Origin of the sequence: Methanobrevibacter thaueri, from assembly GCF_015062915.1 — an archaeon.
In the GTDB taxonomy this organism is placed as follows: domain Archaea; phylum Methanobacteriota; class Methanobacteria; order Methanobacteriales; family Methanobacteriaceae; genus Methanocatella; species Methanocatella thaueri_B.
On the sequence record NZ_SUTJ01000009.1, the window covers coordinates 1 to 24,304 of the forward strand.

23 protein-coding genes and 2 tRNA genes are annotated in these 24,304 nt (G+C 38.8%); 3 read left to right on the forward strand and 22 right to left on the reverse strand.

The window, feature by feature from the left end; genetic code table 11:
• Positions 1–106: 106 nt before the first annotated feature.
• The 12 genes from E7Z78_RS06820 to tgtA all read right to left on the reverse strand — a co-directional run bounded on the left by E7Z78_RS06820 (position 107) and on the right by tgtA (position 11,994).
• Positions 107–1,621, reverse strand: coding sequence for an MFS transporter (locus E7Z78_RS06820; protein WP_303724417.1), 1,515 nt, complete (start codon positions 1,619–1,621; stop codon positions 107–109).
• Positions 1,622–1,825: 204 nt separating this feature from the next.
• Positions 1,826–1,981: a hypothetical protein gene (locus E7Z78_RS06825; protein ID WP_303724418.1), complete on the reverse strand. Its 156-nt coding sequence runs from the start codon at positions 1,979–1,981 to the stop codon at positions 1,826–1,828.
• 213 nt (positions 1,982–2,194) lie between these two features.
• Entirely contained in the window at positions 2,195–3,394 is a 1,200-nt protein-coding gene (locus tag E7Z78_RS06830) for an ATP-binding protein (RefSeq protein ID WP_369693471.1), read from the reverse strand.
• 606 nt (positions 3,395–4,000) lie between these two features.
• Entirely contained in the window at positions 4,001–4,591 is a 591-nt protein-coding gene (gene pdxT, locus E7Z78_RS06835; RefSeq protein ID WP_292876359.1) for a pyridoxal 5'-phosphate synthase glutaminase subunit PdxT, read from the reverse strand.
• Positions 4,592–4,629: 38 nt separating this feature from the next.
• Positions 4,630–5,514, reverse strand: a complete 885-nt coding sequence (gene pdxS, locus E7Z78_RS06840; protein WP_303724420.1) for a pyridoxal 5'-phosphate synthase lyase subunit PdxS — start codon at positions 5,512–5,514, stop codon at positions 4,630–4,632.
• Positions 5,515–5,724: 210 nt separating this feature from the next.
• Positions 5,725–6,648: a DUF1848 domain-containing protein gene (locus E7Z78_RS06845; RefSeq protein WP_303724421.1), complete on the reverse strand. Its 924-nt coding sequence runs from the start codon at positions 6,646–6,648 to the stop codon at positions 5,725–5,727.
• Between the two features lie 24 nt (positions 6,649–6,672).
• Entirely contained in the window at positions 6,673–7,830 is a 1,158-nt protein-coding gene (locus tag E7Z78_RS06850; RefSeq protein ID WP_303724422.1) for a thiolase domain-containing protein, read from the reverse strand.
• A gap of 12 nt (positions 7,831–7,842) precedes the next feature.
• Positions 7,843–8,880, reverse strand: a complete 1,038-nt coding sequence (locus E7Z78_RS06855) for a hydroxymethylglutaryl-CoA synthase (protein WP_303724423.1) — start codon at positions 8,878–8,880, stop codon at positions 7,843–7,845.
• Between the two features lie 145 nt (positions 8,881–9,025).
• A tRNA-Gly gene (locus E7Z78_RS06860) sits at positions 9,026–9,099 on the reverse strand.
• 10 nt (positions 9,100–9,109) lie between these two features.
• Positions 9,110–9,183, reverse strand: a tRNA-Gly gene (locus E7Z78_RS06865).
• Between the two features lie 154 nt (positions 9,184–9,337).
• Positions 9,338–10,006 carry a class I SAM-dependent methyltransferase gene (locus E7Z78_RS06870; RefSeq protein WP_303724424.1) on the reverse strand — a complete coding sequence of 223 codons (669 nt, stop codon included), beginning with the start codon at positions 10,004–10,006 and terminating at the stop codon, positions 9,338–9,340.
• A gap of 8 nt (positions 10,007–10,014) precedes the next feature.
• Positions 10,015–11,994, reverse strand: a complete 1,980-nt coding sequence (gene tgtA / locus E7Z78_RS06875; protein ID WP_303724425.1) for a tRNA guanosine(15) transglycosylase TgtA — start codon at positions 11,992–11,994, stop codon at positions 10,015–10,017.
• Between the two features lie 664 nt (positions 11,995–12,658).
• On the opposite strand from tgtA, the gene E7Z78_RS06880 reads away from it, so the two are divergent.
• Positions 12,659–13,870, forward strand: a complete 1,212-nt coding sequence (locus tag E7Z78_RS06880; RefSeq protein ID WP_303724426.1) for an MnmC family methyltransferase — start codon at positions 12,659–12,661, stop codon at positions 13,868–13,870.
• Here the strand turns inward: E7Z78_RS06880 and E7Z78_RS06885 are convergent.
• The 6 genes from E7Z78_RS06885 to purC all read right to left on the reverse strand — a co-directional run bounded on the left by E7Z78_RS06885 (position 13,865) and on the right by purC (position 20,256).
• Positions 13,865–15,736 carry a collagen binding domain-containing protein gene (locus E7Z78_RS06885; RefSeq protein WP_303724427.1) on the reverse strand — a complete coding sequence of 624 codons (1,872 nt, stop codon included), beginning with the start codon at positions 15,734–15,736 and terminating at the stop codon, positions 13,865–13,867. The two genes, E7Z78_RS06880 and E7Z78_RS06885, sit on opposite strands and share 6 nt — an antisense overlap.
• A gap of 352 nt (positions 15,737–16,088) precedes the next feature.
• Positions 16,089–17,873 (reverse strand): glutamine--fructose-6-phosphate transaminase (isomerizing), encoded by a 1,785-nt coding sequence (gene glmS / locus E7Z78_RS06890; protein WP_303724428.1) that lies wholly within the window; start codon positions 17,871–17,873, stop codon positions 16,089–16,091.
• 5 nt (positions 17,874–17,878) lie between these two features.
• Positions 17,879–18,595: a uroporphyrinogen-III C-methyltransferase gene (gene cobA, locus E7Z78_RS06895; protein ID WP_303724429.1), complete on the reverse strand. Its 717-nt coding sequence runs from the start codon at positions 18,593–18,595 to the stop codon at positions 17,879–17,881.
• A gap of 12 nt (positions 18,596–18,607) precedes the next feature.
• Positions 18,608–19,252: a phosphoribosylformylglycinamidine synthase subunit PurQ gene (gene purQ / locus E7Z78_RS06900; RefSeq protein WP_303724430.1), complete on the reverse strand. Its 645-nt coding sequence runs from the start codon at positions 19,250–19,252 to the stop codon at positions 18,608–18,610.
• 8 nt (positions 19,253–19,260) lie between these two features.
• Entirely contained in the window at positions 19,261–19,527 is a 267-nt protein-coding gene (gene purS / locus E7Z78_RS06905; protein ID WP_116591189.1) for a phosphoribosylformylglycinamidine synthase subunit PurS, read from the reverse strand.
• The gene (gene purC / locus E7Z78_RS06910) at positions 19,528–20,256 is read right to left on the reverse strand and encodes a phosphoribosylaminoimidazolesuccinocarboxamide synthase (RefSeq protein ID WP_303724431.1); all 729 of its coding nucleotides are present in this window, start codon (positions 20,254–20,256) and stop codon (positions 19,528–19,530) included.
• Positions 20,257–20,443: 187 nt separating this feature from the next.
• Between purC and E7Z78_RS06915 the strand changes: the two genes are divergently transcribed.
• Positions 20,444–20,665 (forward strand): hypothetical protein, encoded by a 222-nt coding sequence (locus tag E7Z78_RS06915; protein WP_303724432.1) that lies wholly within the window; start codon positions 20,444–20,446, stop codon positions 20,663–20,665.
• Positions 20,666–20,668: 3 nt separating this feature from the next.
• On the opposite strand, the gene E7Z78_RS06920 is transcribed toward E7Z78_RS06915, so the two are convergent.
• Together E7Z78_RS06920 and E7Z78_RS06925 are read right to left on the reverse strand one after the other, a co-directional pair.
• Positions 20,669–20,953 carry a hypothetical protein gene (locus E7Z78_RS06920; protein ID WP_303724433.1) on the reverse strand — a complete coding sequence of 95 codons (285 nt, stop codon included), beginning with the start codon at positions 20,951–20,953 and terminating at the stop codon, positions 20,669–20,671.
• A 4-nt stretch (positions 20,954–20,957) separates the two neighbouring features.
• Positions 20,958–21,329, reverse strand: coding sequence for a flagellar protein, FliL (locus tag E7Z78_RS06925; protein ID WP_303724434.1), 372 nt, complete (start codon positions 21,327–21,329; stop codon positions 20,958–20,960).
• A 99-nt stretch (positions 21,330–21,428) separates the two neighbouring features.
• Between E7Z78_RS06925 and E7Z78_RS06930 the strand changes: the two genes are divergently transcribed.
• Positions 21,429–21,632: a hypothetical protein gene (locus E7Z78_RS06930; protein WP_303724435.1), complete on the forward strand. Its 204-nt coding sequence runs from the start codon at positions 21,429–21,431 to the stop codon at positions 21,630–21,632.
• A 21-nt stretch (positions 21,633–21,653) separates the two neighbouring features.
• Here E7Z78_RS06930 and E7Z78_RS06935 read toward each other — a convergent pair whose 3' ends face one another.
• Together E7Z78_RS06935 and E7Z78_RS06940 are read right to left on the reverse strand one after the other, a co-directional pair.
• Complete coding sequence (locus E7Z78_RS06935; RefSeq protein ID WP_303724436.1) at positions 21,654–23,144, reverse strand: sodium-dependent transporter; 1,491 nt, start codon at positions 23,142–23,144, stop codon at positions 21,654–21,656.
• A gap of 323 nt (positions 23,145–23,467) precedes the next feature.
• Complete coding sequence (locus tag E7Z78_RS06940; RefSeq protein ID WP_303724437.1) at positions 23,468–24,295, reverse strand: phosphorylcholine transferase LicD; 828 nt, start codon at positions 24,293–24,295, stop codon at positions 23,468–23,470.
• Positions 24,296–24,304 lie beyond the last annotated feature (9 nt).

The window sequence follows — 24,304 nt, forward strand, 5'->3', positions numbered from 1 at the left end:
TTCTTCAAGAAAAAACAAAAATGAACCTCAGGAACTGGGGGGATAGCACGGTAAAACTACTTTCGTGGGAAAGTACCAGCCCGTGAAGTAAGAATCCTCGACCTCATTAAGGTCGAGGTAGTTCAATTTTTATCCGCAGCGTTATAATTAACATAGCTGCTAACACGATGGCTAATCCATACATTACGGTTGCCATTGCATTCTGAATAATTATATCTGCAGTATTCACAACAATACTATCTTGTCCCTCTATAGTGTCTAATTTTTGGAAGTAGTCATAGACCTCCTGATGGAATTGTTCATCTCCTGAATAATCAGGCGCATAGGTATCGACTGCAGTACTAATACCGCCCATAACTCCAAGAATTAGAATTATTCCAATGATTGCTGTACCCAATGAGGAACCTAATGTCTCACCAGTTGTAATAATACCAGATGCATTATTTTGGCCTTCTGCAGGAACATCAAATAATGCAACATCCGCTGCTAAAGCCATCATAAAACCAATACCTGTTCCAAGTAAAAACTGTCCTGGAATTAAATCCAGCATGTTTACATTTAATTTAAATTGATAACTTAAAATCAGACATCCTACAATAGATATTATACATCCTATTGACATGAGTGTCTTGTGATTCAGTTTTCCCATTAGTTTTGGAGCGGTCAATGAAAAAATAAACAAAGCCATAACAAACGGAAGTGAAGCCAAACCAGTATCGAATGGATTTAACTGCAATACAGTTTGGAAAAACAGAACCATTACAAAAAATGTTCCTGATATTACAATATTATATAATAACTTAATAGATGTACCTATACGCAAATTTTTGTCTCTAAATAATTCAACATCAAGCAATGGCACCTTGCCTGACCTTTTTCTTTTGAGTTCAAACCATATAAAGATTGCTAAGACTATCAATCCCAAAATTATCTCAATTATGCTGGTAGCAACATCCTTAGTCAGAGTCAAAATACCAAGCACAAGCAAAAGAAGACATATACCGGAAAGTATAGCACCAATAATATCAAGATCGCTTTTAGATTCAGTAGGCTTAAAATCAGGTATTTTATTTTGCATTACTAAAATAAATAAAATGAATATTAATTCACATGCGAAAGTGTATCTCCAGCTGAAAAAAGTTGTAATAAGCCCACCAAGGAGTGGAGCTAAAATATCTGCAAGTCCTGCCATTACCCCGAGAGTTGCCAAAGCAATTGTACGCTTTCTTCCGGAATATATTCCGCTTATTATTGAAACTATGGCAGGCAGCATTAATGCCGCAGCAACACCTTTAATCGCTGCCCATCCGACAAAAAACATTGTAACACTTGAACTCAATACTGCAGCAAATATGCCGATACCAAAAAGTGCAGCACCAATTACAAACAGTTTCTTTTTACCAACTATGTCCTGAAGTTTGGTACTGAACAGTATCAACGCAGCAGTGATAAGAGTACAAAACGACACAATCATTTGAATAGTACTAACATCAGCATTCAAATCAACAACAATTCGAGAAATGCTAACATTCATGAAGAAAGAGTCCAACACTATAATAAATGAAGCACAAGCCACAACTATTAAGGGAAACCAAGAATTTTCGTTAGCCTTTTCATTCATATTTATTAATCCTCCAAAAAATTAATTTTAAAAAATATTTTTACATGCTAACTTTTAAACATGAACATGAGTTTATATTTGCTTTCCCAACGATTAAATTTTTGGATTGGATTTTTATCATATACTACGAGAATACCGCAATTCTGTAAAATTGATTTTCAATGCATCTGATTAACTTTAAATATCAAATGCCTAACCTAATAGCTACATCAATCTAGTTTGAGCATCAATATAACTTGGTTCGGAAACTTCCTTAACAGTTTCGCCCTCTTTAACCTCACCTATCAACAATGGCGAATCAGGATTATGCAATTTTTGGTTCCTTTTGACCAGCTTTATGTTGCTGTTGGCATAATACAATTCAAATTATCTACTACTTTTTCGATTTTTGTTTGATAGAATACGAACAAATAATGCTCGAAAAGTAGGTGAATTATCTACTACATTTAATAAAAACAAGTATTATCTATCTTCAAAATAATTATTTAAAAACCAAAATGAGTTTATCAACTCAGAGTTGAAAACTCCCTAACAAAGGACATACTTCCTAAAAAGAGTATGGTTTCCAGGATGTTAAATCACTTCATTATCCCTTAAAAAATCAATTAAATTCAAATGAATTATTCCATCATGAGACATATCCACATCATCCATGGTTATTACGTATTTTGGATAATTATCTTGAATACTCTTTAATGGTTTAAATTCTCTTTCAACAGTTTCTTCACTTGCCAATAAATAAGAAACTTGAATGTAAATGAGTTTGTTTTGTTTTTTGCATACAAAATCCACTTCCAGGCTATCAACTTTGCCGATGGTGATTTCATATCCTCTTCTTAAAAGTTCCAAATAAACAATATTTTCGATTACACGAGTGATATCCCGTTGATTGTTTCCTATTATTGCCTGTCTAAAACCCAAATCACATAGATAATATTTTTCATCATATTTTAATATTCTTTTACCCTGTAAATCTTCGCGCTTTACCTGATAAATCAAGCATGCATTTTCAAAGAATTTCAGATAATTGTAAATTGTATTTACAGATAAGTTTACCATATCCTGCTTTAGTCTTTTATGAATTTTATTTGCGGAAAATGGCTGGCTAATGTTATACATTACAAATCTCATAATCCTTTCCAACAAGTCGACATTTTTAACATTATTTCTTTGAATTATATCTTTAAGGACAATAGAATTGTATAAATCCATTAGAATTAATCTTTTATCATCGCCACTATAGTCAAATGTTGAAGGCATACCCCCATCTTCCAAATATCTATAAAAATGAGATTTAAAATCAGAAGTAATTTCATAGTAATCAAGATATTCCCTAAAAGAAAATGAATATATGTTTAATTCGACATAACGGCCAGATAAATATGTGGCAAATTCTCCAGACAATAATTTTGAGTTTGATCCAGTAATATATATGTCATAATTTTCTTTTGCAAAGTAAGAATTGATTAATTTTTCCCATTGGGGAACAACCTGTATCTCATCAAAAAATAGATAAATTTTGCCTTCAATATTTTCAGTTTTATGAGATATGAACTCTTCAAGCTTTTTAATATTATCTATTTCAAAATAATCACTTAATTCAAAGTTGATCCAAACAATATTATCTTCAGGTATTCCTTGTTTTATTAATGAATCAATAATTTGTTTTAATATGGTTGACTTTCCAGAACGTCTTGTTCCTATTAAAACTTTAATGATATGTTTATTTACAAAAGGATTGATTTTATCAATATAATCTTTTCTTTGAATAATCATTAAAATCACACTTCTTGTTATAATTATTAATTTATCATAACTACCATATAAAGTTTTCAGTATAATGAAAAGTAAATAATAAAACCAATATTGTTTTCAGTTAAATGAAAACCAATATGAAAATTAGAAATAAATTTCAAACCAATGAAATTAAAAATATAAATATTGAAAGTAAAGAAATCAAATTAATCTTTGTTGCATATCAATATAGCTTGGTTCATTAACTTCATTTACAACATCACCCCATTTAACATCCCCAATCAGCAGAGGCGAATTTGGATTATGTAACTTCTGGTTCCTTTTGACCAGCTCCATATTGACGTTGGCATAATAACATTAAATTTATAATCTCTTCTAATTAAATTTCATCACTCAACAAGAAGTCTAAGATATTCATATTTCGTATTCCTCTCTTGACATATTAAACTCATCAATGGATATTATATATTTTTGGATAATTGTCCTTAACCAGAATCATGGGAGGAATTCCCTTTCAATTGTTTCTTCATGAAAAACCTATATGGATAAGCATAAGTTAACAAATTTTAAAAAATTAAAATTGTTGCATTATAAGTTTACAATTTGATTAACTTCTAAAAGCAGTCAATGGTTCAGACTTGTTAAAACTTCTTCAATGAAATATTCATGAATTAAAGTGTCCTCTGTTAATTCTGGATGAAATGAAATTGCAATGTTGTGTCCTTGTTGAATGGCTATTATTTCACCATCAAATTCTGACAATATCTTAATATCATTTTTGGACCCATCATAAGATTCAAGTGCCGGTGCTCTAATAAACACACCAGAATACTTTTGATTTAATATTTCAATTTCCGCTTCAAATGAATCCTTCTGCCTTCCATAGGTATTTCTTTTAACAGTTATGTCCATAAGTTCAAGTAGCGGCTGGTTGAAATCTGTTTTTTTGCCAAGAAGCACCATTCCAGCACAAGTTCCAAAGACAGGAATATTATTTTCTTTAATAACTTTATCAATACCCCTTTCCTTAATGAGCTTGCCAATTACAGTACTTTCCCCACCAGATATGATTAATCCATCACATTTTTCAACATCATCACTGTATCTTACTTCTTCCACTTCTATATCGAGTTTTAAGTTTTCAACAGTTTTTCTTGTCATGTCAAAGTGTTCTGAAACTGCACCCTGAAGATTTAGGATTCCGATTTTTACCATCTAAGCACCTTAAAAAATAATTAAAAATATGAGGAATTTTAAATTCCCCTGTCCTGCATTCTGTCGGATTCGCTCAAAGTTGACATTTCCAGACCTTTCATGGCTTCGCCCAATCCTTTGGATACTTCCGCCAATACTTCAGGCTTGTCGTAATTTGCAGTTGCTTCAACTATTGCTTTTGCAAATGCTTCAGGATTGTTTGACTTGAATATTCCTGATCCCACAAAAATGCCGTCGGAACCTAACTGCATCATGAGTGATGCGTCAGCAGGTGTTGCAATTCCTCCTGCAGCAAAGTTGACAACAGGTAATTTGCCCAATTCTGCAGTTTGCTTTACAAGTTCAATTGGAGCTTCGATGTTTCGCGCATATTTCCAGAGTTCCTCTTCCTCCATTCCCTGTATTGTTCTGATTTCTCCCATCACCATTCTCATGTGGCGAACTGCTTCTACAATGTTTCCTGTTCCAGGTTCTCCTTTGGTACGAATCATAGCTGCACCTTCGTCAATTCTCCTTAGTGCTTCACCAAGGTTACGTGCACCACATACGAATGGTATTGTAAATTCCTTTTTGTTAATGTGATATTCTTCATCTGCAGGTGTCAACACTTCACTTTCATCAATCATGTCAACTCCTAGGGTTTCCAATATTTGCGCTTCTGCAATATGACCTATTCTTGCCTTTGCCATTACAGGGATGGATACTGCATCAACCACCTCTTCAACAATTGTTGGATCAGCCATTCTGGCCACTCCCCCAGCTGCACGAATGTCTGCAGGTACCTTCTCAAGTGCCATTACTGCCACCGCCCCTGCATCTTCTGCAATTGAAGCCTGTTCTGCATTCACTACGTCCATAATGACTCCGCCTTTTGTCATTTTGGCAAAACCTTTCTTTAACACATCTGTTCCCTTTTCTACCATGTTAATTTCTCCGCCATAATATAATATAACAATTGATATTATTTATTTTAATAATATATAAAGGTTAAGTTTTTACATAACATGTTTTAAATGAAATCGAAGAAGTTTAAAACTTCTTCATCTTTATTTTTAATAATTTTTAAACATTTCGCTGAAAAAAGTAATATTAAAAATTCAAATTAATTGATAACCTCTAGAACTTACATATAACTAAAATAACTTTTGTTGTGCATCAATATAGCGGGGTTCATTGATTTCCTTTACAACATCACTATCTTTAACATCCCCAATCAGCAAGGGCGAATCCATATTGTGCAACTTTTGGTTCTTTTTGACCAGCTTCATGTTGGAGTTGGCATAGCAGTACCTGCATCCATGCATGCAAGTGTTGTATGCTCCAATATCCCTTCCAAATATGCAGTTGCATTCACGGTTCTGGTATTTTCCTTTAGGCAATTTCAAATTATTTCCTATGGCTTTTTCAATCACCTGCTGGGTCATGCATCCTGATGAGTCACACCCGAACTGGTCAAGCAATGTACCCTCAAGACATGTCTTAATCTGGATATCATTTTCACGGGCGATTCTTGCAAAGTTCTCACCGATAACAAGCTGTTCCTCAACTGTCACCTCATCGGCTTCTGGAAAGTTCCTTATGACCTTCTGGTACAGGTCAATGAAGCTTATCGTGCAGTCGTGAGTGTAGCCGTTAAGTCTTGATGCAATATCCTCAAACCTGTCAATGTGAAAGTCCAAATCATACTTGTCAGTGATGAATATCGGATCATATCTCCAGGCAATGGCGTTTGTGCCTACATTATCGGAGATTTCACGGAATGTTTTAATTACATTTTTATAACTTGGAACATTAACTTCAATGTCCCTTCCGTAGGGATTGATTGTCAAAAACCAGTACTGCCTATACTCTGAAAGCTCATCCAAATGTTTAGCCAATGGCCTTGGGTTTTTAGAGCAGAAGCACATGCAGTCAACATTTTTTGGGCTGAACGTGTACTTGTAAATCTGGTCATTATACGGGTTTCTTGAGTAAACAAAACCTTCACTGACTCTATTAAGGAACCATTTGTGAAAAAAAGCCGGAATGTCGGTTCTTGAGCCTGTGTTAAGTATCATAAAAAAAAGAAAAGGTAAAAGAGATTATAAATCTCTTCCGAAAATGTGTACAGCTGCAGTTCCTCCGGTACCACCGATGTTGTGGGTCATACCGATTTCTGCACCGTCCACTTGGCGTCCGCCTGCTTCTCCTCTGAGTTGCCATACAACTTCAGCAGCCTGAGCGATACCGGTTGCACCTAATGGGTGTCCACGTGCCTTAAGACCACCGGAGGTGTTGATTGGGAAGTCACCGTCGATTTCGGTTTGTCCTTCTTCAATAGCTATTCCACCTTTACCTTTTTCGGCAAATCCTAAGTCCTCTACTGCTAATAATCCGTTGATTGAGAAACAGTCGTGCACTTCAGTTAAATCAATATCTTTAGTTGTCACTCCTGCCATTTCATAAGCTTTTCTGGAAGCAACTTTGGTAGCTTCAATAGTAGTCAAGTCTTTTCTATCATGTAAGGTCAATGTTCCAGAAGCCTGTGCGGAAGCTTTAACATAGATTGGAGTGTCAGTGTACTTTCTAGCGTCTTCTGCAGGAACCATAACAACAGCTGCTGCCCCGTCACTTACAGGGGAACAGTCAAGTAATGTCAATGGATCTGCAACCATGGTAGAGTTGATAACTTTGTCTACGCTAACCTCAAATGGGAATTGTGCATTTGGGTTTTTGGATGCGTTCTTGTGGTTTATTACTGAAAACTGTGCCAATTGCTCACGGGTGGTTCCGTATTCGTACATGTGTCTTTTTGCAATCATTGCATATAATGATGGGAAAGTAGCACCTTGTTGAGCTTCCCATTCCTTATCGGATGCAGTTGCAATAGCAGGTGTGGCGTCAACCACATCAGTCATTTTTTCAACACCCGCAGAGATTACAACATCATGGAATCCTGATGCAACAGCCATGATTCCTTGTCTTAAAGCTAATCCTCCTGATGCACAAGCAGCTTCTACTCTTGTGGTTGGAACAGGGTTTAAACCCATGTGGTCGGAAATAAGTGCTGCAATGTGTTCTTGTTCTACGAAAAGTCCTGAGGACATGTTTCCAACGAACATTGCTTCAATATCCGCACCGTCAATTTCAGCATCGATTAATGCTTTTAGACCTGCTTCAGCAATCAGGTCTCTGAATGATGAATCCCATAATTCACCGAATTTAGTTTGTGATACTCCTATAATCGCAACATCTCTCATTTTCAAGCCCCCTTACATTTTAATTTTGCCTTTGAATTTAGCATACACAGCATAATCAACGTATGTTTTTTGGTCAATGATTTCCTGTGTTTTTGGAGCTAATTCTCTTCTTTCAACAATTTCATCTTTAACAGTGATTGTAAAACCGTCACTTCCTGCACCTGAACCGTATGAGATTACAAAGATCTTGTCACCAGGTTCAGCCACATCTAAAATATTGGACAATGCCAATGGCACTGCACCGGAGTAAGTGTTTCCAATGTTAGGAGTCAACAATCCTTGCTTGATTTGTTCTGATGAGAATCCTAATTTTTTACCAGCTCTCAAGTAGAACTTACCGTTAGGCTGGTGGAAACATGCGTAATCATAATCTTCAGGTTTTGAGTCAGTTTCCTCAAAGAGCATTTTAGCAGTACTCAATACGTGCTTGAAGTATGCTGGTTCTCCTGTGAAACGTCCACCGTGTGATGGGTAGTCTTGTCCTTCCCTTCTGTAGAAGTCGGGAGTGTCAGTTGTGAAACTGCAAGTGTGGTCAATGTCAGCCAGGGTATTTTTCTCACCGATAATGTATGCTGCTCCTCCAGCGGAAGCAGTGTATTCCAAAGCATCTCCAGGTGCACCTTGTGAAGTGTCAGCACCAATAGCGAGTGCGTATTCAACCATTCCTGATTGGACAAGTCCCATGGACATTTGAATACCTGCGGTACCTGCCTTACATGCGAATTCCAAATCTGCTGCAGTCAACTTTGGAGTTGCGCAAACTGCTTCAGCAACAATTGAAGCGGTTGGTTTTACTGCGTATGGATGTGATTCGGAACCGACATAAACAGCACCAATCTTGGATGGATCAATTTGAGCTCTTCTAAGAGCATATCTTGCAGCGGTCACTGCAATGGTTGCAGTGTCTTCATCAGCAGAAGGTACGGATTTTTCATTAACAACCAATCCGTTTGATAAAGCTACAGGGTCATCTCCCCATACTTTAGCGATTTCTTCTACTTTAATTCTATATGATGGCACATGTGCCCCATATCCTACTATTCCTACCATTAAATCACCTTAAATAATAATCTTAAAAGAAATTAAATATCAATTTAATTATAAATATTATATTTTTATTATTATATAAAATTAACTAAAAATAGAGTATTTTCTTAACAAAATAAGTATTTTAAAAAAAGAATTAATATCAAGATGCAGTCGCCGGGATTCGAACCCGGGTTGTAGGCTTGGAAGGCCCAAGTAATAACCAGACTATACCACGACTGCATATAAAAAATGCGGCGTCCGGGATTTGAACCCGGGTCTCTAACGTGGCAGGCTAGAGTCTTAACCAGGCTGGACTAACACCGCATATAAAACTAACAACAAATAAACTTATGTTTTAATTATATATAAAGGTTTGCATTATTGATGAATTTTCATGTGAAAAAGCATGACATGACATTTTTGAAAAAATTGAAAATGAAATAAATTTAATTATCTCATGTCATGTTCATTGAAAAATTCAGATTTTTCTTGCAGTAATGCAAATCCAATCGTTTTCATCATTGATGAAAGCTTGGAAATCCTTAAATCCGGTTTCCTCCAATGATTGTCTTAAAACATCCTCTGAGTAAATCTTCATGTCCAGGAGTTCCACAAGATCATCATACTTTTCCATTTCACCTTCACGGTAAACCGCCTCATTGCAGAAGAACACCAGTCCGTCATGCTTGAGCACACGGTTCACTTCCTTCAGGTCATTGATGAAATCCGGCCAGAAATAGATTGTCTCAAATCCTGTGACGATGTCAAAGGTCTCATCATAGAACGGCATGTCTGAAACTGATCCCTGAAGCACATTGACGATTCCCCTGTCAATTGCCTCCTGGTTTAGCTTGGTTGATTTTTCAACGCTAACTTCGGAATAGTCCAAACCTACAACCCTTCCGTTGTCTGAGATTTGTTCTGCAAACCTTTCAATGTTTCTTCCGCCTCCACAGCCGATGTCAAGAATCTTGCTGTCCTCCTTGACCTCGAAATGGGTGACTCCCCATTGTGCCATGGACTCGTGGGACTTGTTCATCCTGTCAAGTATCTGATGGCCAAGTTCTCCCACTGGCTTTCTTGCGTTCTTGATTAATTCCTTATCTTCAATATGATGGCCTGTATTAACCTTATCGTTGTCTGACATTTCATCACCTATTTCTTAAATCCCTTACGGGTCTTGATTGCCTGGCCTGTTTCGAACTCGTTTATTTCACATGCTCCAAGCATGGCCTTACCGTAGGCTAGAAGCTTATCTTCCTCGTTTACAATTAGAACCTCATCCTTTGCACGGATGTTTTCATCACATTCAACCACGAACTTACAGAACACGCTTTTCCCTTCAAGTGCGAATGGTTCTGAGTCCTCATTGACCACTACACGGTTTTGAGGGTATGGCATTGCATTGTGAAGCCTTTTGGCTCCTTCCTTGGAAAGTATCAGGTAGGAGTCTGATGCCCTCATGTTGACGATTAGCACCTTTCCATCGTAGATGTGCCTGATTTTACCGGTCTTTTTACTCTTTTCAATGTTGATTTTGCCCTTGAATAGTGCTTCTCCTGCTCCGACTCCGAACTGGTAATCCGCTATGGCCTTGACCTTTTTGATGTCGTCCTTAGAATACCTTACATCTTCTGTGGCCTCGTACTTGTCAAACAGTTCAATGTCAAGGTCTCTCATTACTCTTGAGTGGAAGAGCACCTGGTCGTAGTACTCGACGAACTCGTTTATGAAGTCCTCTAAAAACTCTATGCTGTCAACGTCACGTGTTTTCGGTGCGTCGCTTTGGCTTAACGGGTACACTTCATCGATTTCCAACGGCACGAGTCCGAATGGAATGTCCAATACCATGAAGTCAGTGTTTTCAGGGTCCAGTTCATGCTCTTCTCCGTAGACGTAGAATTCTCCGAGTTTTCCTGTTGTGAATTTTGAGTAAGGTTTTCTTGTTGGCGGGAGAATCACAAGGTCACGTTTTTTAGGCATTTCACGAAGTTTTGTGAGGTGTCTGATTACTTCAGGTCTTAGGAGTGATTCAGGTCCTGTGTAGAAGAATGCTGATTTTTTGCTTCTTGGATCGTACTTTTCAAGGTCCTGTGAGTATAGTCCGAGCTGTCTTCTGGCTTCCAGGAGTGCTGGGTGTGCCCTGCACCTTTCCTCCACCAGTTCCATTAGGCTTCCGTCATATATTGCCTGTCTGATGAGTCTCAATTCTGCAAATGACACGTGAAGGTTGTGCTGTGCTATCAAGTCCCTTCTTTGCTTTTTAGGCATTGCCCTCAAGTCGTCGGGAGTGTATTTTGTGCACACTTCGCATGAGCATGGCATTTCCTGAAGGTTCTCCAATTTATAGGTTCCACGGGTTGAAAGGAGCCTGTCGTCCTCTGCATAGAGTATGTATGCCGCTGAGTCGAATAGGTCACATCCCATTGCAACGCATAGTGCGAATATCATTGGATGGCCCGCTCCCATGAGATGGCGAGGGGTGTCGTCGCCAAGCTCCTTCATTGAGTTCATAACCACATCAACAAGGTCCTTGTAGTGATAGGACTCCATCAAAGGAACTACCGCGCCAATAGGGTACAAATCAGCGTCAAGCTTTGAAAGCTCCCTTGCACAATCACGTCTCAAGTCAAGATATGTTGAGCCCTGAACCACGGAGTTCAAAAGCATCTCGATATTGTTTTGTTTTTTGAACTCAACGGCTTCTCGAGCCCTTTCAAGTGTGATTTCCAGGTCGCTTTCTGCCTTTTCACGGTCAACGAATGGTGCTGTCGGTATGTCTAGGCTTGTTCCGATATCGGTCTTGATGAGTTCCTGGAATTCAAGAACCTCCTTGTTTGTTATCTCAACATCACCATACACGGACAGTTGGAATGAGCCTGAATCGGTCATTATCGGTCCGTCGAAGTTTATGAGCTTGTGAAGGCCTTCCTCAATTGCCTTGGCCTTAAGCTCCTCATCCTTATAAATCAAATAAGCGTTAGTTATTACAATGTCTGCGCCGTATTTGGCCACATCTATTGCCTGTTTTCTCGGATGGATTACGGGCATCAGTGCGGGTGTCTTGACGTCTCCGTGCTTGGTTTTCAAAACGCCTACACGTCCCATGTTATCCTTTGCTTTAATCTCAAACATTTATTTTACCTTACCAGTTTTAATTAAGATTACTTTTAAACTGGAAATTATATAAATTTTGCTCAAGTGTGATGTTACAATTGCATCGGTGTTATAAAAAAAAGGAAAAAGTTGGGTTAAGTTTGGACTTAACCACATTGTATCTGTCCTTGATGATTGGCGGTCAATCATCCTTAAAGCGCATTCAGGGAGGAAACAACGCTTTTACAGATACTCATTACAGGATTTTGTCAAATGCACAATATTTGGGAGAAATACCATGCATGCACCAATGATTTTCAGACTTGGGAATTGGTGTAAAATCTCTTGAATCACCAGCACACTCATTTGAAACATAATCCCATAGTTTTTCGTGTTATATTGTTTTTTCGAATTAACAAATGGATTAAAACTTCATCATGATCATGCAACAAAAGGCTAATTTGCAGGACCATGGACATATGTTTTTTACAGACGTTTTCTCGTCCCATCGGATATCCTCAAACATTTGGATTCGTCAGTCAAAGCGAAAATCACTAAAACGCTTTGGGCAATCATGACCCTCATCATGTTTGCCATTATTAGTATTAGCGAGCATGATATATAAAGTGTTATGTCAAAAAATGCAATGGTTTTGACTGCAAAATATTATTATAAAACAAAACATAAAATTTAATTAGATACAATGAGTTATGAAGACAGTGCACGAATAATAAGCGATGACATTTTCGAATTGGTGAATGAATGTTTCCGTCAGGAAAAAAGTACCGGAAATATTGAAGGAAGAGTCAATTTTTTTGACACTTACAATGAATACTTTGTTTTAACAGATGATGGATCCTATTCTATCAATTCAAAGGAAATAAACCATAAAGTTGAAACACTACATACATCTACAGGGGCAATAAGTGAGTCATTTGAGAAATTCATCCGCCCGATGAAATTCGATTACTCCTCAGACATTGCCATACTGGACATCTGTGCAGGTCTCGGCTACAATTCATCAGCAGCCATTGCCGATTTCATGAAAAACTCAAAGGCTAACCTTACAATCGACATGGTTGAAATATCCAAGGCAACATTTGCCTGCGGACTTTTAGTGCCATCCCCAATTCCTGAGCATGACATCACCAAAAGGGCAATCGAGGATGAGCTTGTAAGGCAGGGCTATGCCACACTGCATCTTGAGGAGAGGGAAATCCCATCAAACATTGACATTAACGTCTACATCGAGGACGCAAGAAAAACCGTGCAAGGACTGCCTGATAATACCTATGATGCCATATTTCTGGACCCATTCAGCCAGAACATGGCACCTGAACTGTTTTCAGTTGAGTTTTTCAATGAGTTCAGACGCGTCATAAAGGATAACGGAATAGTTGCCACCTATACCTCTTCCGCTCCTGTGCGTGCAGGCTTTATCGATGCTGGCTTCTACATTGGCCTTGGTCCGATATTTGGAAGAAAGCAAGGAGGAACCCTGGCAAGCCCTAACCCGGAAATGCTTGACTATTCACTTCCAAGAAACGATGAGGTTAGAATCGCACTTTCCGACGTTGGAATACCGTTCAGGGACCCTGGACTTGACGGTTCAAGCGAAGAGATACTTGAAAGGCGTACAGAGGAAAGGCATGAGGCAAGGCACAACACCAAGATATCCTCAGCGGTAAAGACTCCAATATTCTTGGGAGTGGAAATGGATGATGAGAAGCTTAAAAGAAGAGTTGAGCGCAATCTCGCCAAGATGAACATTCCGTCAACAACATCACCTGAGGCAAGATACCTTGTTGAGGTTGAAGACAGCTACCTTGAAAAAACAGACGGTTCAAACAATACAACAACTAGAATCGTTGAAATGAAAAAAAGATTAAAAAAAGTAAAAAATGAGAAATTATAATTTAATATAATTTCCGCTTTTAAGAATGTAAGCAACTTCTTTTGAGGACTTAACCGGAGACATTATTGGAGTCAAGCGGTACGGATGATCATTTGTCACATGCTCCAATCCGAAAATTGAAAAGTCACAGTCACAATCAGGATTTCCACAGAAAATCATTCCCTCAGTACTTCCAGGCTCCATACGGCCGGTTGCCGGGAAAATTCCAACTTCTGTTGTCTCGTCACCTGCCCAGAATACATCCCAGTACAGGTCATGTCCTCCGCAGTACGGACAAGTCCTTTCAAACTCGCACATATACCATTCCCAACCATATTTTGATTCCTCACCGGGAGCGGATGGCCTTCCAATAGCCAATATGGTTAATCCATCTTCAGAAACACCATACTTGTTATAAGCAACACCCATCTCATGCATGATGACTGAAATCTGTCTTGTAACCTTATATCCGGTTGCAAGGTCCTCACACACGACCTTGTACTTTCCGATAGGCAACTTGAATGCTACCTTTGCAACACCCTTGGAATTGGTCTTGACAGTATGGGCGACACCGTTGATGGTTATTTTCATCTTAGTGTCCTTTGCGACCTTACCGCTCTGCTTGAGAAGTGTTGCCTGGAAATATCCGGTTGTGTTTTCAATGGCACCGACGTCAACCGCCTTGATTGAGGCAAGCTTTACGGTGACCTTTTTAGCCAGATTGTATTTGGTATACGGATCAATAGCCTTGAATACATATGTTCCCTTGCCAAGCTTGAATTTTACGGTTGCAACACCTTTGGAATCAGTCTTGACGGTCTTTTTGGATCCGTCAACATAGACCTTCATCTTCTTGTTTGCAGCCAATTTACCATTTGGCTTGTGCAGGGTTACCTTGAACTTGGAAGTCACACCTGTAAACACAGTCATTGAACTGGCTGATAATGGAGACAATACTGTAAGGGTATTGGTAACCTTTTCACCAGTCTTCGGGTTTATTGACTTGATCTTATAGGTTCCAGGTTCTGACAGTACCTTCACTGAGGCCACACCGTTCTTGTTGGTTTTCTTGTAAATGGTGTTTCCCCTCACATAGAATTTAACGTATTTCTTCTTGAGGACCTTACCATTTGTTCCATAGAATTTGGCCTTGAACTTCTGAGAGCCCTGATAGTACTTCTTCAAGTCTGATGCAGTTATTGATGACTTGACGGTAATCTTGTTGGAAATCTGATATCCGTTCGGATGAATGGCATAAACCACATATTTGCCTTTCTTCAAGTTCACTTCAAGACTTGCAACACCATTCTTGTTGGTTTTAACTGTGTATGTCTTGCCGTTGAGCTTGAACTTGACATTAGTGTTTTTCAATGCCTTACCGTGTGAGTCTAGAAAAGTTGCGCTGTACTTGGTTGGACTCTTATATGTCTTGGTGACATCCTTACCTGTAATGACAGGCAATACCTTAATCTTGTTTGAAGTTGTCACGTTCCCAAAAATTGCCAATATGCTGTATGTTTTAGGACTCAAGTCAATGGTAAGTGAAGCCTTTCCGTTGGCGTCAGTTGTTTTCACATAATCATTACCGTTGAGGTTGAGTGTGACATTGGCATTGCTGACAGGCTTTCCGCCATCAGACAAAGTTACCGTGTAACTTGATCCACCCTTATAATACATGCTTACGTCACTGCCCTTCAGAGAATAGTCATGCTGAACAGTGTCATTTTCATCAGCGGACAGTACCTCAACATCACCCGATGGAGGTTCCTCATCCACTTCACTGACAATCATGTCATCTGTTGAGTTTGAGTCAATCGCTGCAACTGCAGACACAGACAGCATGAAAACCAGTGTCATTAAAATTAAACTAATTTTCTTATTAAACATAACGTTAACTCCATTTAACATTTTGTTCGTATTAAATTATCTTTACTTAAAGGTATAAAAAGCTTTTTATTTTCAAAAAGAGTTATTAACTGTTTGATTTTGAATAAATAACCCAAAATAAGTTAATAATAAGTATAAAAAGGTAAAATTAATTGGAATGATTATTAAAAGATAAAATCCATTTGAATCGAAAATCATTTAAAAAGCTTTTATTAAAAAACCCTTTTAAATAATGCCATAAGTGAAAAGAAGGTATCAACATGGTTGATTATGATAAAAAATGATTAATTGATTTAAATTAATTTGATTTAAAAAAGAAAAAGTTTAATAGCCTAAAATTAAATTTAAGCCATTATTCAACAGTTACACATTTCGCCAAATTTTTCGGCTTGTCAGGGTCATGACCCTTCTCGAGAGTGATGTAATATGCTATGAGTTGCAACGGAACAATGTAAACTAAAGGTGCTATTATTTCCTTAACCTCTGAGTTTATTCCAATGACATCACTTGACTTTGCCTTTAATGACTCGTCATCACTGGACCCTATAGCCAATACATTAGCGCCACGGGATTTTACTTCCTCGAGATTGCTCATTGTCTTGAAGTAATTGTCACCAGGAGGTATAATAACAACCACCGGTATTCCCTCGTCAATCAAGGCCAACGGACCATGCTTGAGCTCTCCTGCGGCGTATCCTTCACCGTGAATGTATGTGATTTCCTTAAGCTTGAGCGCACCTTCCAATGCTGTCGGATAGGAGTATCCTCTTCCAAGGTAGAAGAAGTCACGTGCATAGTTGTATCTTTTTGAAAGCTCCTTGACCTGCTCAACGCTTTCCAGTGCCTCATCGATGAATTCAGGAACCTTGTCAAGCTCTTTTAATAATTCAACGTTCCTGGATATGAGTGCTGCGAAAAGATATATTGCAGTCAATTGGGCAACATAGGTCTTTGTTGCTGCAACACCTATTTCCGGACCTGCCTGGGTCTGGATAACGTATTGGGCTCTTCTTGTGATTGATGAGCCTGCAACATTGACTATACCAAGTGTCTTTGATGTCTGGTTGGCAACATCAAGTGCCTTGAGTGAATCTGCTGTCTCACCGGATTGTGAGATAAAAATAACTAAAGTGTCTTCGTTCAGGGTGTTTGCGGAGTACTTGAACTCTGATGCAAGGATTACATCTGTTGGAATGCCTGCCAGTGACTCGATGAGGTATTTACCGGTCAGTGAGGCATGGTATGATGTTCCGCATGCCACGAAGCATATCCTTTGAAGGTCACCCACATCATCGATTATTTCCTGGATATTGTCCTTCTGTGTGAGTGTGTTTCTAACGGCTGTTGCCTGCTCGTTGATTTCCTTGATCATGAAATGGTCATATCCTTCCTTTTCAGCCATTTCAGGAGTCCAGTTGATTGTGTCTATTTCCTTGTTGACCACATTGTCAAACTCGTCATGAACAACGACGCCGTCACGGTCTATGATGACGATTTCCCCTTTTTCAGGGTATATTATGTCACGGGCGTATTTCAATATTGCTGGAGAGTCTGATGCAAGGTAATATCCTTCCTCACCGATACCTACAATCAATGGTGAGTCCTTACGGGTTGCAACAATCTTGTCAGGTTCGTTTTTGGAGATTGCTGCTATCGCATAGGCTCCCTTAATGACATCAATGGTCTTTCTCACCGCATGTTCAAGGTCGAACTTTTCGGCCATGAACTTCTGGATCAGGTGGGGAATGACCTCGGTGTCGGTGTCTGACTTGAAGACATGGCCTTCAAGAATCAGTTTCTCCTTGATTTCCAAGTAGTTTTCAATGATACCATTGTGTACAACCGCAATGGTATTGTCCTCGTCAACGTGAGGGTGTGAGTTCATTTTTGAAGGGTCTCCGTGTGTAGCCCATCTCACGTGAGCTATTCCGAAGCTTCCAGGCATGTCTGTAAGGTCAAGTTTCCTGTCCACTTCCTCGATTTTGCCCTTGTCCTTTTTGATGTGAATCTTATCCTCGCTGAATGTGGCAAGGCCTATTGAATCGTATCCTCTGTATTCCAGCTTGGATATGCAGTCAAAAAGTATTGGCGCCACATCTTCCTCTTCCTTTAGAATGCAGCCTACAATTCCACACATGCTTATCACCTTTGATAATCGTAAATTTTCTTATACATGTTCACAACATCCCCGATAATCATTATTGCGGGAGTGTTGATTTTTTTCTCTGAAATGTCCGCCAATGTTCCGAACACAAGGTTTTCATCTGGAAGTGTTCCGCTTTCAACAACACATACCGGTGTGTCCGGTGAGCGGTATTTCATTATCTCTGAGGTATTTTCCTTAATGTTTCCAATACCCATCAGTATAATTAATGTGTCGGCAGTGTAGTCCCAGTGAACCTGGCTTTCAGGTTTTGTCGGGTCCTCATGGCCTGTGACGATTGTCACTGAGGTTGCCACTGCCCTGTGAGTTACAGGTAGTCCTAGAGAGGTTGGTGCTCCGATGGCGGAAGTTACACCTGGAATCACTTCAAACTTGATATCATGTTCCATCAATGCCAATATCTCCTCTCCACCACGGCCGAAGACGAAAGGATCTCCTCCTTTAAGCCTTACGACATTCTCATGGTCTTGAGCCTGCTTTATTATAAGCTCGTTGATCTCATCCTGAGTCTTGTAATGCTCGCCTGCCTTTTTACCTACATATATCCTTTCGGCAGTTTCCGGAGCATGGGCCAATATTTCCTCATTGGCCAAGTAATCATACAATACGACATCAGCCTTGTTCAAGGCCTTTACGGCCTTAAGAGTTATTAAATCAGCATCTCCAGGTCCTGCACCAATCAAATAAACTACCATATTATCACTAAATTATAAAAATCCTTTAAAGAAGTTCAAACCATCATCTGAACCGAAGAGTTCCTCACATGCCCTTTCAGGGTGAGGCATCATTGCGCATACAAGACCGGACTCGTCACATACGCTTGTAATTGCTTCCATGGAACCGTTAGGGTTCTTTCCTTCAAACTGCAATACGATTTGGTCCTGGTCCTTTAAAAGGTCAATGTCCTCGGTGTAGAATCTTCCTTCAGCGTGAGCTATAGGGAGCTTGATGATTTCATCTTTCTTGAATGCCTTTGTGAAAGGGGTTCTTGATGTTCCGACTTTAAGCTCAACCCATTCGCAGTTGAACTTAGGGTACTCGTTTGTGATGAATATTCCAGGCACAAGTCCGATTTCTCCTAGAATCTGTGCACCGTTACATATTCCGAGCACTGGTTTTTCCTCTTTCACCAATTCCTTTATTCCATCGATTACCGGAGTGATTGATGCCATTGCACCTGCTCTCAGGTAATCTCCGTATGAAAATCCGCCGGGAATGACTATGCCGTCATAGTCTGTGAGTTTTTCCTCGCTCCACCAGATGTATTCCGCTGTCATGCCTGCAAGCTCTATTGCCTTTGCAACGTCACGGTCGCAGTTTGTTCCCGGAAATCTTATTACTCCAATTTTCATTTTTACACCTATTTGCCGCAAGCCATGTTCTGTGGAATGACGTTGATCTTGTAATCGTGGATTACAGGATTGCATAAGAGTCTTTCGCACATGTCAACAACGTTTTCCCTGATTGCTTCCCTGTCTTCCCCTTCCATTTGGAACTTGAGGATTTCTACGGTTTTCATGTTGCTCACTTCATATCCTAAAAGTTCTAGTGACCTTTCGATTGTGGTCGCTTCAGGGTTCAACATGCCGCTTTTAAGGGAAATCTTAACTTCAATATCGAATAACATCTAAATCACCTTTTCATCATCTGGAATAATTCTATTATAAACTTCAACGTAAGCTTCCATTACTTCATCATCTTTTCCTTTCCTGAACAGTTCCTTGTCTAGCATGTCAAGGGTCTTGCTGTCCCATAACCTGCAGCTGTCAGGGGAAATCTCATCACCCAAAAGGATGTTTCCGTCCTTGTCCTTACCGAACTCGACCTTATAGTCAACAAGGATGATTCCCGCATCAGCGAAGAACTTGGTTAGAATCTCATTGATTTTCAAAGCCTTTTCGGTTAATGTGTCTATTTCATCCTGTGTTGCAATGCCCAATGCCTTGATGATTGAATCGTTTAGCATAGGATCATGGTACTCGTCAGCCTTGAAGTCCATCTGGACGATCGGTGGCTCGAGCCTTGTGCCGTCTGCGATTGGGTATTTGCGAACAAGACTTCCTGTTGCAATGTTTCTCACGATGACCTCGATTGGAATCATCTCAAGCTTTTTGGCAAGCATGACGTTAGGTTCAGGCAAGTCGATGAACTGGGTTTCAACGCCGTTTTCTTCAAGTACTTTAAAGATCTTGGATGAGATTACGGCATTGTATGAGCCTTTCTTGTTCATTACTTCCTTGCGTTCACCGTCACCGGCGGTCATGTCGTCTCTAAACTCGATGATAACCTTATCATCGTCATCGGTAGTGAATACGCTTTTCACTTTTCCACTGTTAATTAACTCTTTTTTGTCCATGATATCAACAAATAAATTATTATAATATAATTTTTGACTTTAATATTATATAAAAATAGTTTTTCAAATTGGAATAATTGGCAAATTTTAAAAACATCAAAGACAAATTAGAAAACATGGGAAATCACACCCGATTTCCATAAGCACGGGAGGTAACTGAAATATTGAATATTTGGAGGAAACAGTTATGTTAATCAATCCCGTTGAAAGATACTGTCTCAACAAAGGAAGAGAACAAGGCAAGAAAGAAGGCATTGAAGAAGGACTGAAAAAAGGAATAAAAGAAGGTAAATTTGATGCAAAAATTGAAATGGCTAAAAGACTACTTAACGACGGCCATCCAATTGGATACGTATCAAAAATATCAAGTCTGCCTTTAAACACCATAAAAATAATAAAAATAGAATAGCGGTTACAATTTGTTAATGGGAATTCCCACATGTTCTTCCTGTGGGAATTTCATGCCGTTGAGCTTTCCGTTTGGAAGTTCAGACATTACTATCACCGGAAACTCATCATTTGCCTTTAAAAACATCTGATGTGTCACGTCCTGGCGTGTCCTGACCGCTATTGTATAAACATTGTCCTCGACGGTCACATCGCCGTCAAGGAAAACCTCATTGAACGGATGGTTTAATAAGTACTCCGGCATGTCAATGTCAATGCCGAAGTGCTTGAGCAATACGCTTAGAATCATCCAATCATTCCATGCTTGGAAGCTTGTCCTGATCGGAATCGTAGGATGAGCCTATTAAGTCACCGGTTTCGGTGTCGTATTGCCTGAATCCGCCGTCCTTGTATGTGACTTCACGATAGTATCCTTCACCGTTCTGTGCGTTGAATTTAACTTCCTCTGAAACGATATCACTAGCCTTGTCGATTACTGATCCGCCGGAGGATGAGTCGCTTGAATCTGAAGATGCAACATTACTTACTTTATCCACTATATCACCTACACTACTTGAATCTACGTTATCAATTCCCGCTTCGTTCATTACGTGAAGCGCTGTTGCGCCACCGACAACTATCACAACTGCAATGATTGCCAATATGGCCAAAATAAAGCCTTTCATATTTTCACCTCACTAAGCTTTTCATTAGTTATATGAATGATGGCATTAAAATACTTTTCTGTTCATTTTATATAGATGCAAAATCTAAAATACTAACACATGAACCTTAAGGACACCATGATACTCTTGATATTCCTGCTGGCGATAGTGGGTTTGATTGTTGGAATATATTACAGCGAGGACGTATCCAGCGAGAGCACTCATCACTCAAGCCACAAGAGAGTTTATGAGGAATCCGATGGTGTTTTAACCGTCACACTTGAAAAGAATAATGATAATGATTATAATAGATTTTTAACTTGAAAAAAAAGAGGGTTATAAACCCTAAACTCTTTCTTCAGCCTTGTCCCAGTCAGGGTTTTTGGCCGGCAGTACTGTGAATATCAGTGTTACAATTAAAAGTATTGCAGCTGAGATTACAGTGAAAATCAATTGGTCTGTTGTTCCGTTGTTGATAACGTCAAACATTCCGCCTATCCAGACGATTGCAACGAATATCGGAAGAACGAATTTGACTACTAATATCCACCATTTTCCAAGCTTCAATGACTTTGATTTTGAATTTAAAAAGTCGATTAGCTTTTCTGCCTTGAATATCCATGCGAATATTATGCATTCCAGAATTACTCCAAAGAGTATTGCAATCTGGTTGATGAAAGTGTCCACAAATCCTAGAACCTCTCCACCATATGCTGTGGCGTAAATCATTGAAACTGCCGCTCCGACAATGATGAGGATTGTCATTGTCCTTTTTCTTGTAAGGCCGAACTTGTTCTGGATTGAGAATGCCAAAGGCTCGATTGTTGAGAGGATACTTGTAAGACCTGCCAGGTAAACTGTCAGGAAGAACAGTGGTCCAAGCACGTATGCCCATTGGCCTAAAACATTGAATACAATCGGATATGCGATGAATACTAAACCGGTTCCTTGTGTGACTAAATCAGCAACTGCTGTTCCGGACTGTAGGGACATGTAACCGAGAATTGAGAAAACACCTAATGCTGCGAAGTTCTCAAACAGTGAGTTTGCAAGAGCGATTGAGATGGTGTTAGTGACTAAATCAGCATCGTCCTTGGTGTAGCTTGCATATGTGAATGCGATTGACATACCAAGGCTTAATGAGAACACAATCTGTCCGAATGCAGCCATCCAAATCTCGAAATTGCCCAGAAGTGACCAGTCAGGGTTGAAGAGTTCCGCCAAACCGATTGATGCACCAGGCAGAGTAAGTGAGAATCCGACAATGATTACCATAATAATGAATAATAACGGAACCAGCACCTTTGAAACCTTACCGAGACCTGCTTCAAGGTCACGGTGTGAGATAAACCAAATGATTACCCAACCGACAAGCATTGCAACCGCTACAAGCGGGATGAACTGGACAAGCCCAGTTATGGAATCAGATGATTGAAGGAGAGTGGTTGTGAAGTATGCGTTAGGGTCCGCTCCCCAGCCCTTGAAGAAACTCAATATCATGTAGATTCCATCCCATCCGAGGATAGCTGAGTAATAAATCATAATCATAAAAACAGCGACCGGCAAGAACCAGCCTAAATACTCCCATTTGGAGTTGATTTTCTTAACCGCCTTAGCGAAGGAGGACTTGAAATTGTATCCGACACCATACTCGAGTATGAGGAATGGTATTCCCATAAGAAGGATTGCAACGATGTATGGGATGTAGAATGCCCCTCCACCGTTGGAGTAGAGCACATACGGATATCTCCAAATGTTTCCTAAACCGACAGCAGACCCGATCATTGCAAGTATGAATGACAGGTTGCTGCCCCATTCATTTTTATCCTGTGACATAATAAAATTTCCTATACGTTATGTCAAATATTTTTGTAGTTTATTCATTAAAAAGGTTTATATTCAGGGTTTTATTTTAAAAAAAATGATTGTGAAATGATTTGTTTAAAAAAAATGAGATTAACTTATAAGGATATTGAATAAATGGGAAAAAAGGTAAAAGAAATTATAATAATTCAGATTCATCTTGGTATTTGTCAAGTTACTATACGGCGGATTTGATTGAGTTCCTTTCACACAAATAACGTAAGGCATGCCGAGGGATTGTAAAATAATGAAAAAGCAATGATTCAAGCCCACGAAATATTAATAAAAAAATATAATTAGTATTTGCCGAAATCTATTTCGTTCAGGATATGACAAAACTGCTCTTCTTCAGGTGGAAGTTGCATATAATCCCCATAAATAGGAATTAATGTATTATCATCATTATTAGGAATATTAAATAAAGAATCCTCAAATTTAGCCTTTTTTGGAGGTTTATAATCATCACGTTTAAAAACAACACGTTCTCTCAATGTTAAATCTGTGACAAATTGACCACTATCTGATTTTTCATATTTTCTAAATAGTCGAGGGATTCTTCTTTGGAAATAACTTGGATTTAAATTAATTAAATTTAACAATGAATGGATAAAATTAAGAATTAAATTAATAATTTTAGGATAAGTATCAAATGTTAATACAGAAATTGCATGCAATCTAGTGACAATAAAACAATATTGAATAAATAACCATCTTTTTATTTTATTATCCGGTAAAACATCTAAAACAAAAAGATCTATATGAATTCCTAATTTGAATGAAACCTTATTGTCCCAATATTCGGCCCAATATGTTCCATTTAAAGACATTCGTCCAAACTCAAAACAATACTCGGGATTATATCTTGGATCAAAAATTGTATATTTCTCATTAGGATGCTCTTCCATAACTTTTAAAAATTTTTCATAATCTTCACGAAAAATCATGATATCAATATCATCATCCCATGGGATAAAACCCTGATGTCTTATAGCACCAATTTGAGTTCCAAAAATTAAGTAATATTCAATATCATTTTCTTCACAAATTTTTACAAAATCTTTTAAAATCATTAATTCCACATCTTGAAGATGGGAAAGAACGTCCCCTTGTAGAATATTATCCATTTTATCACA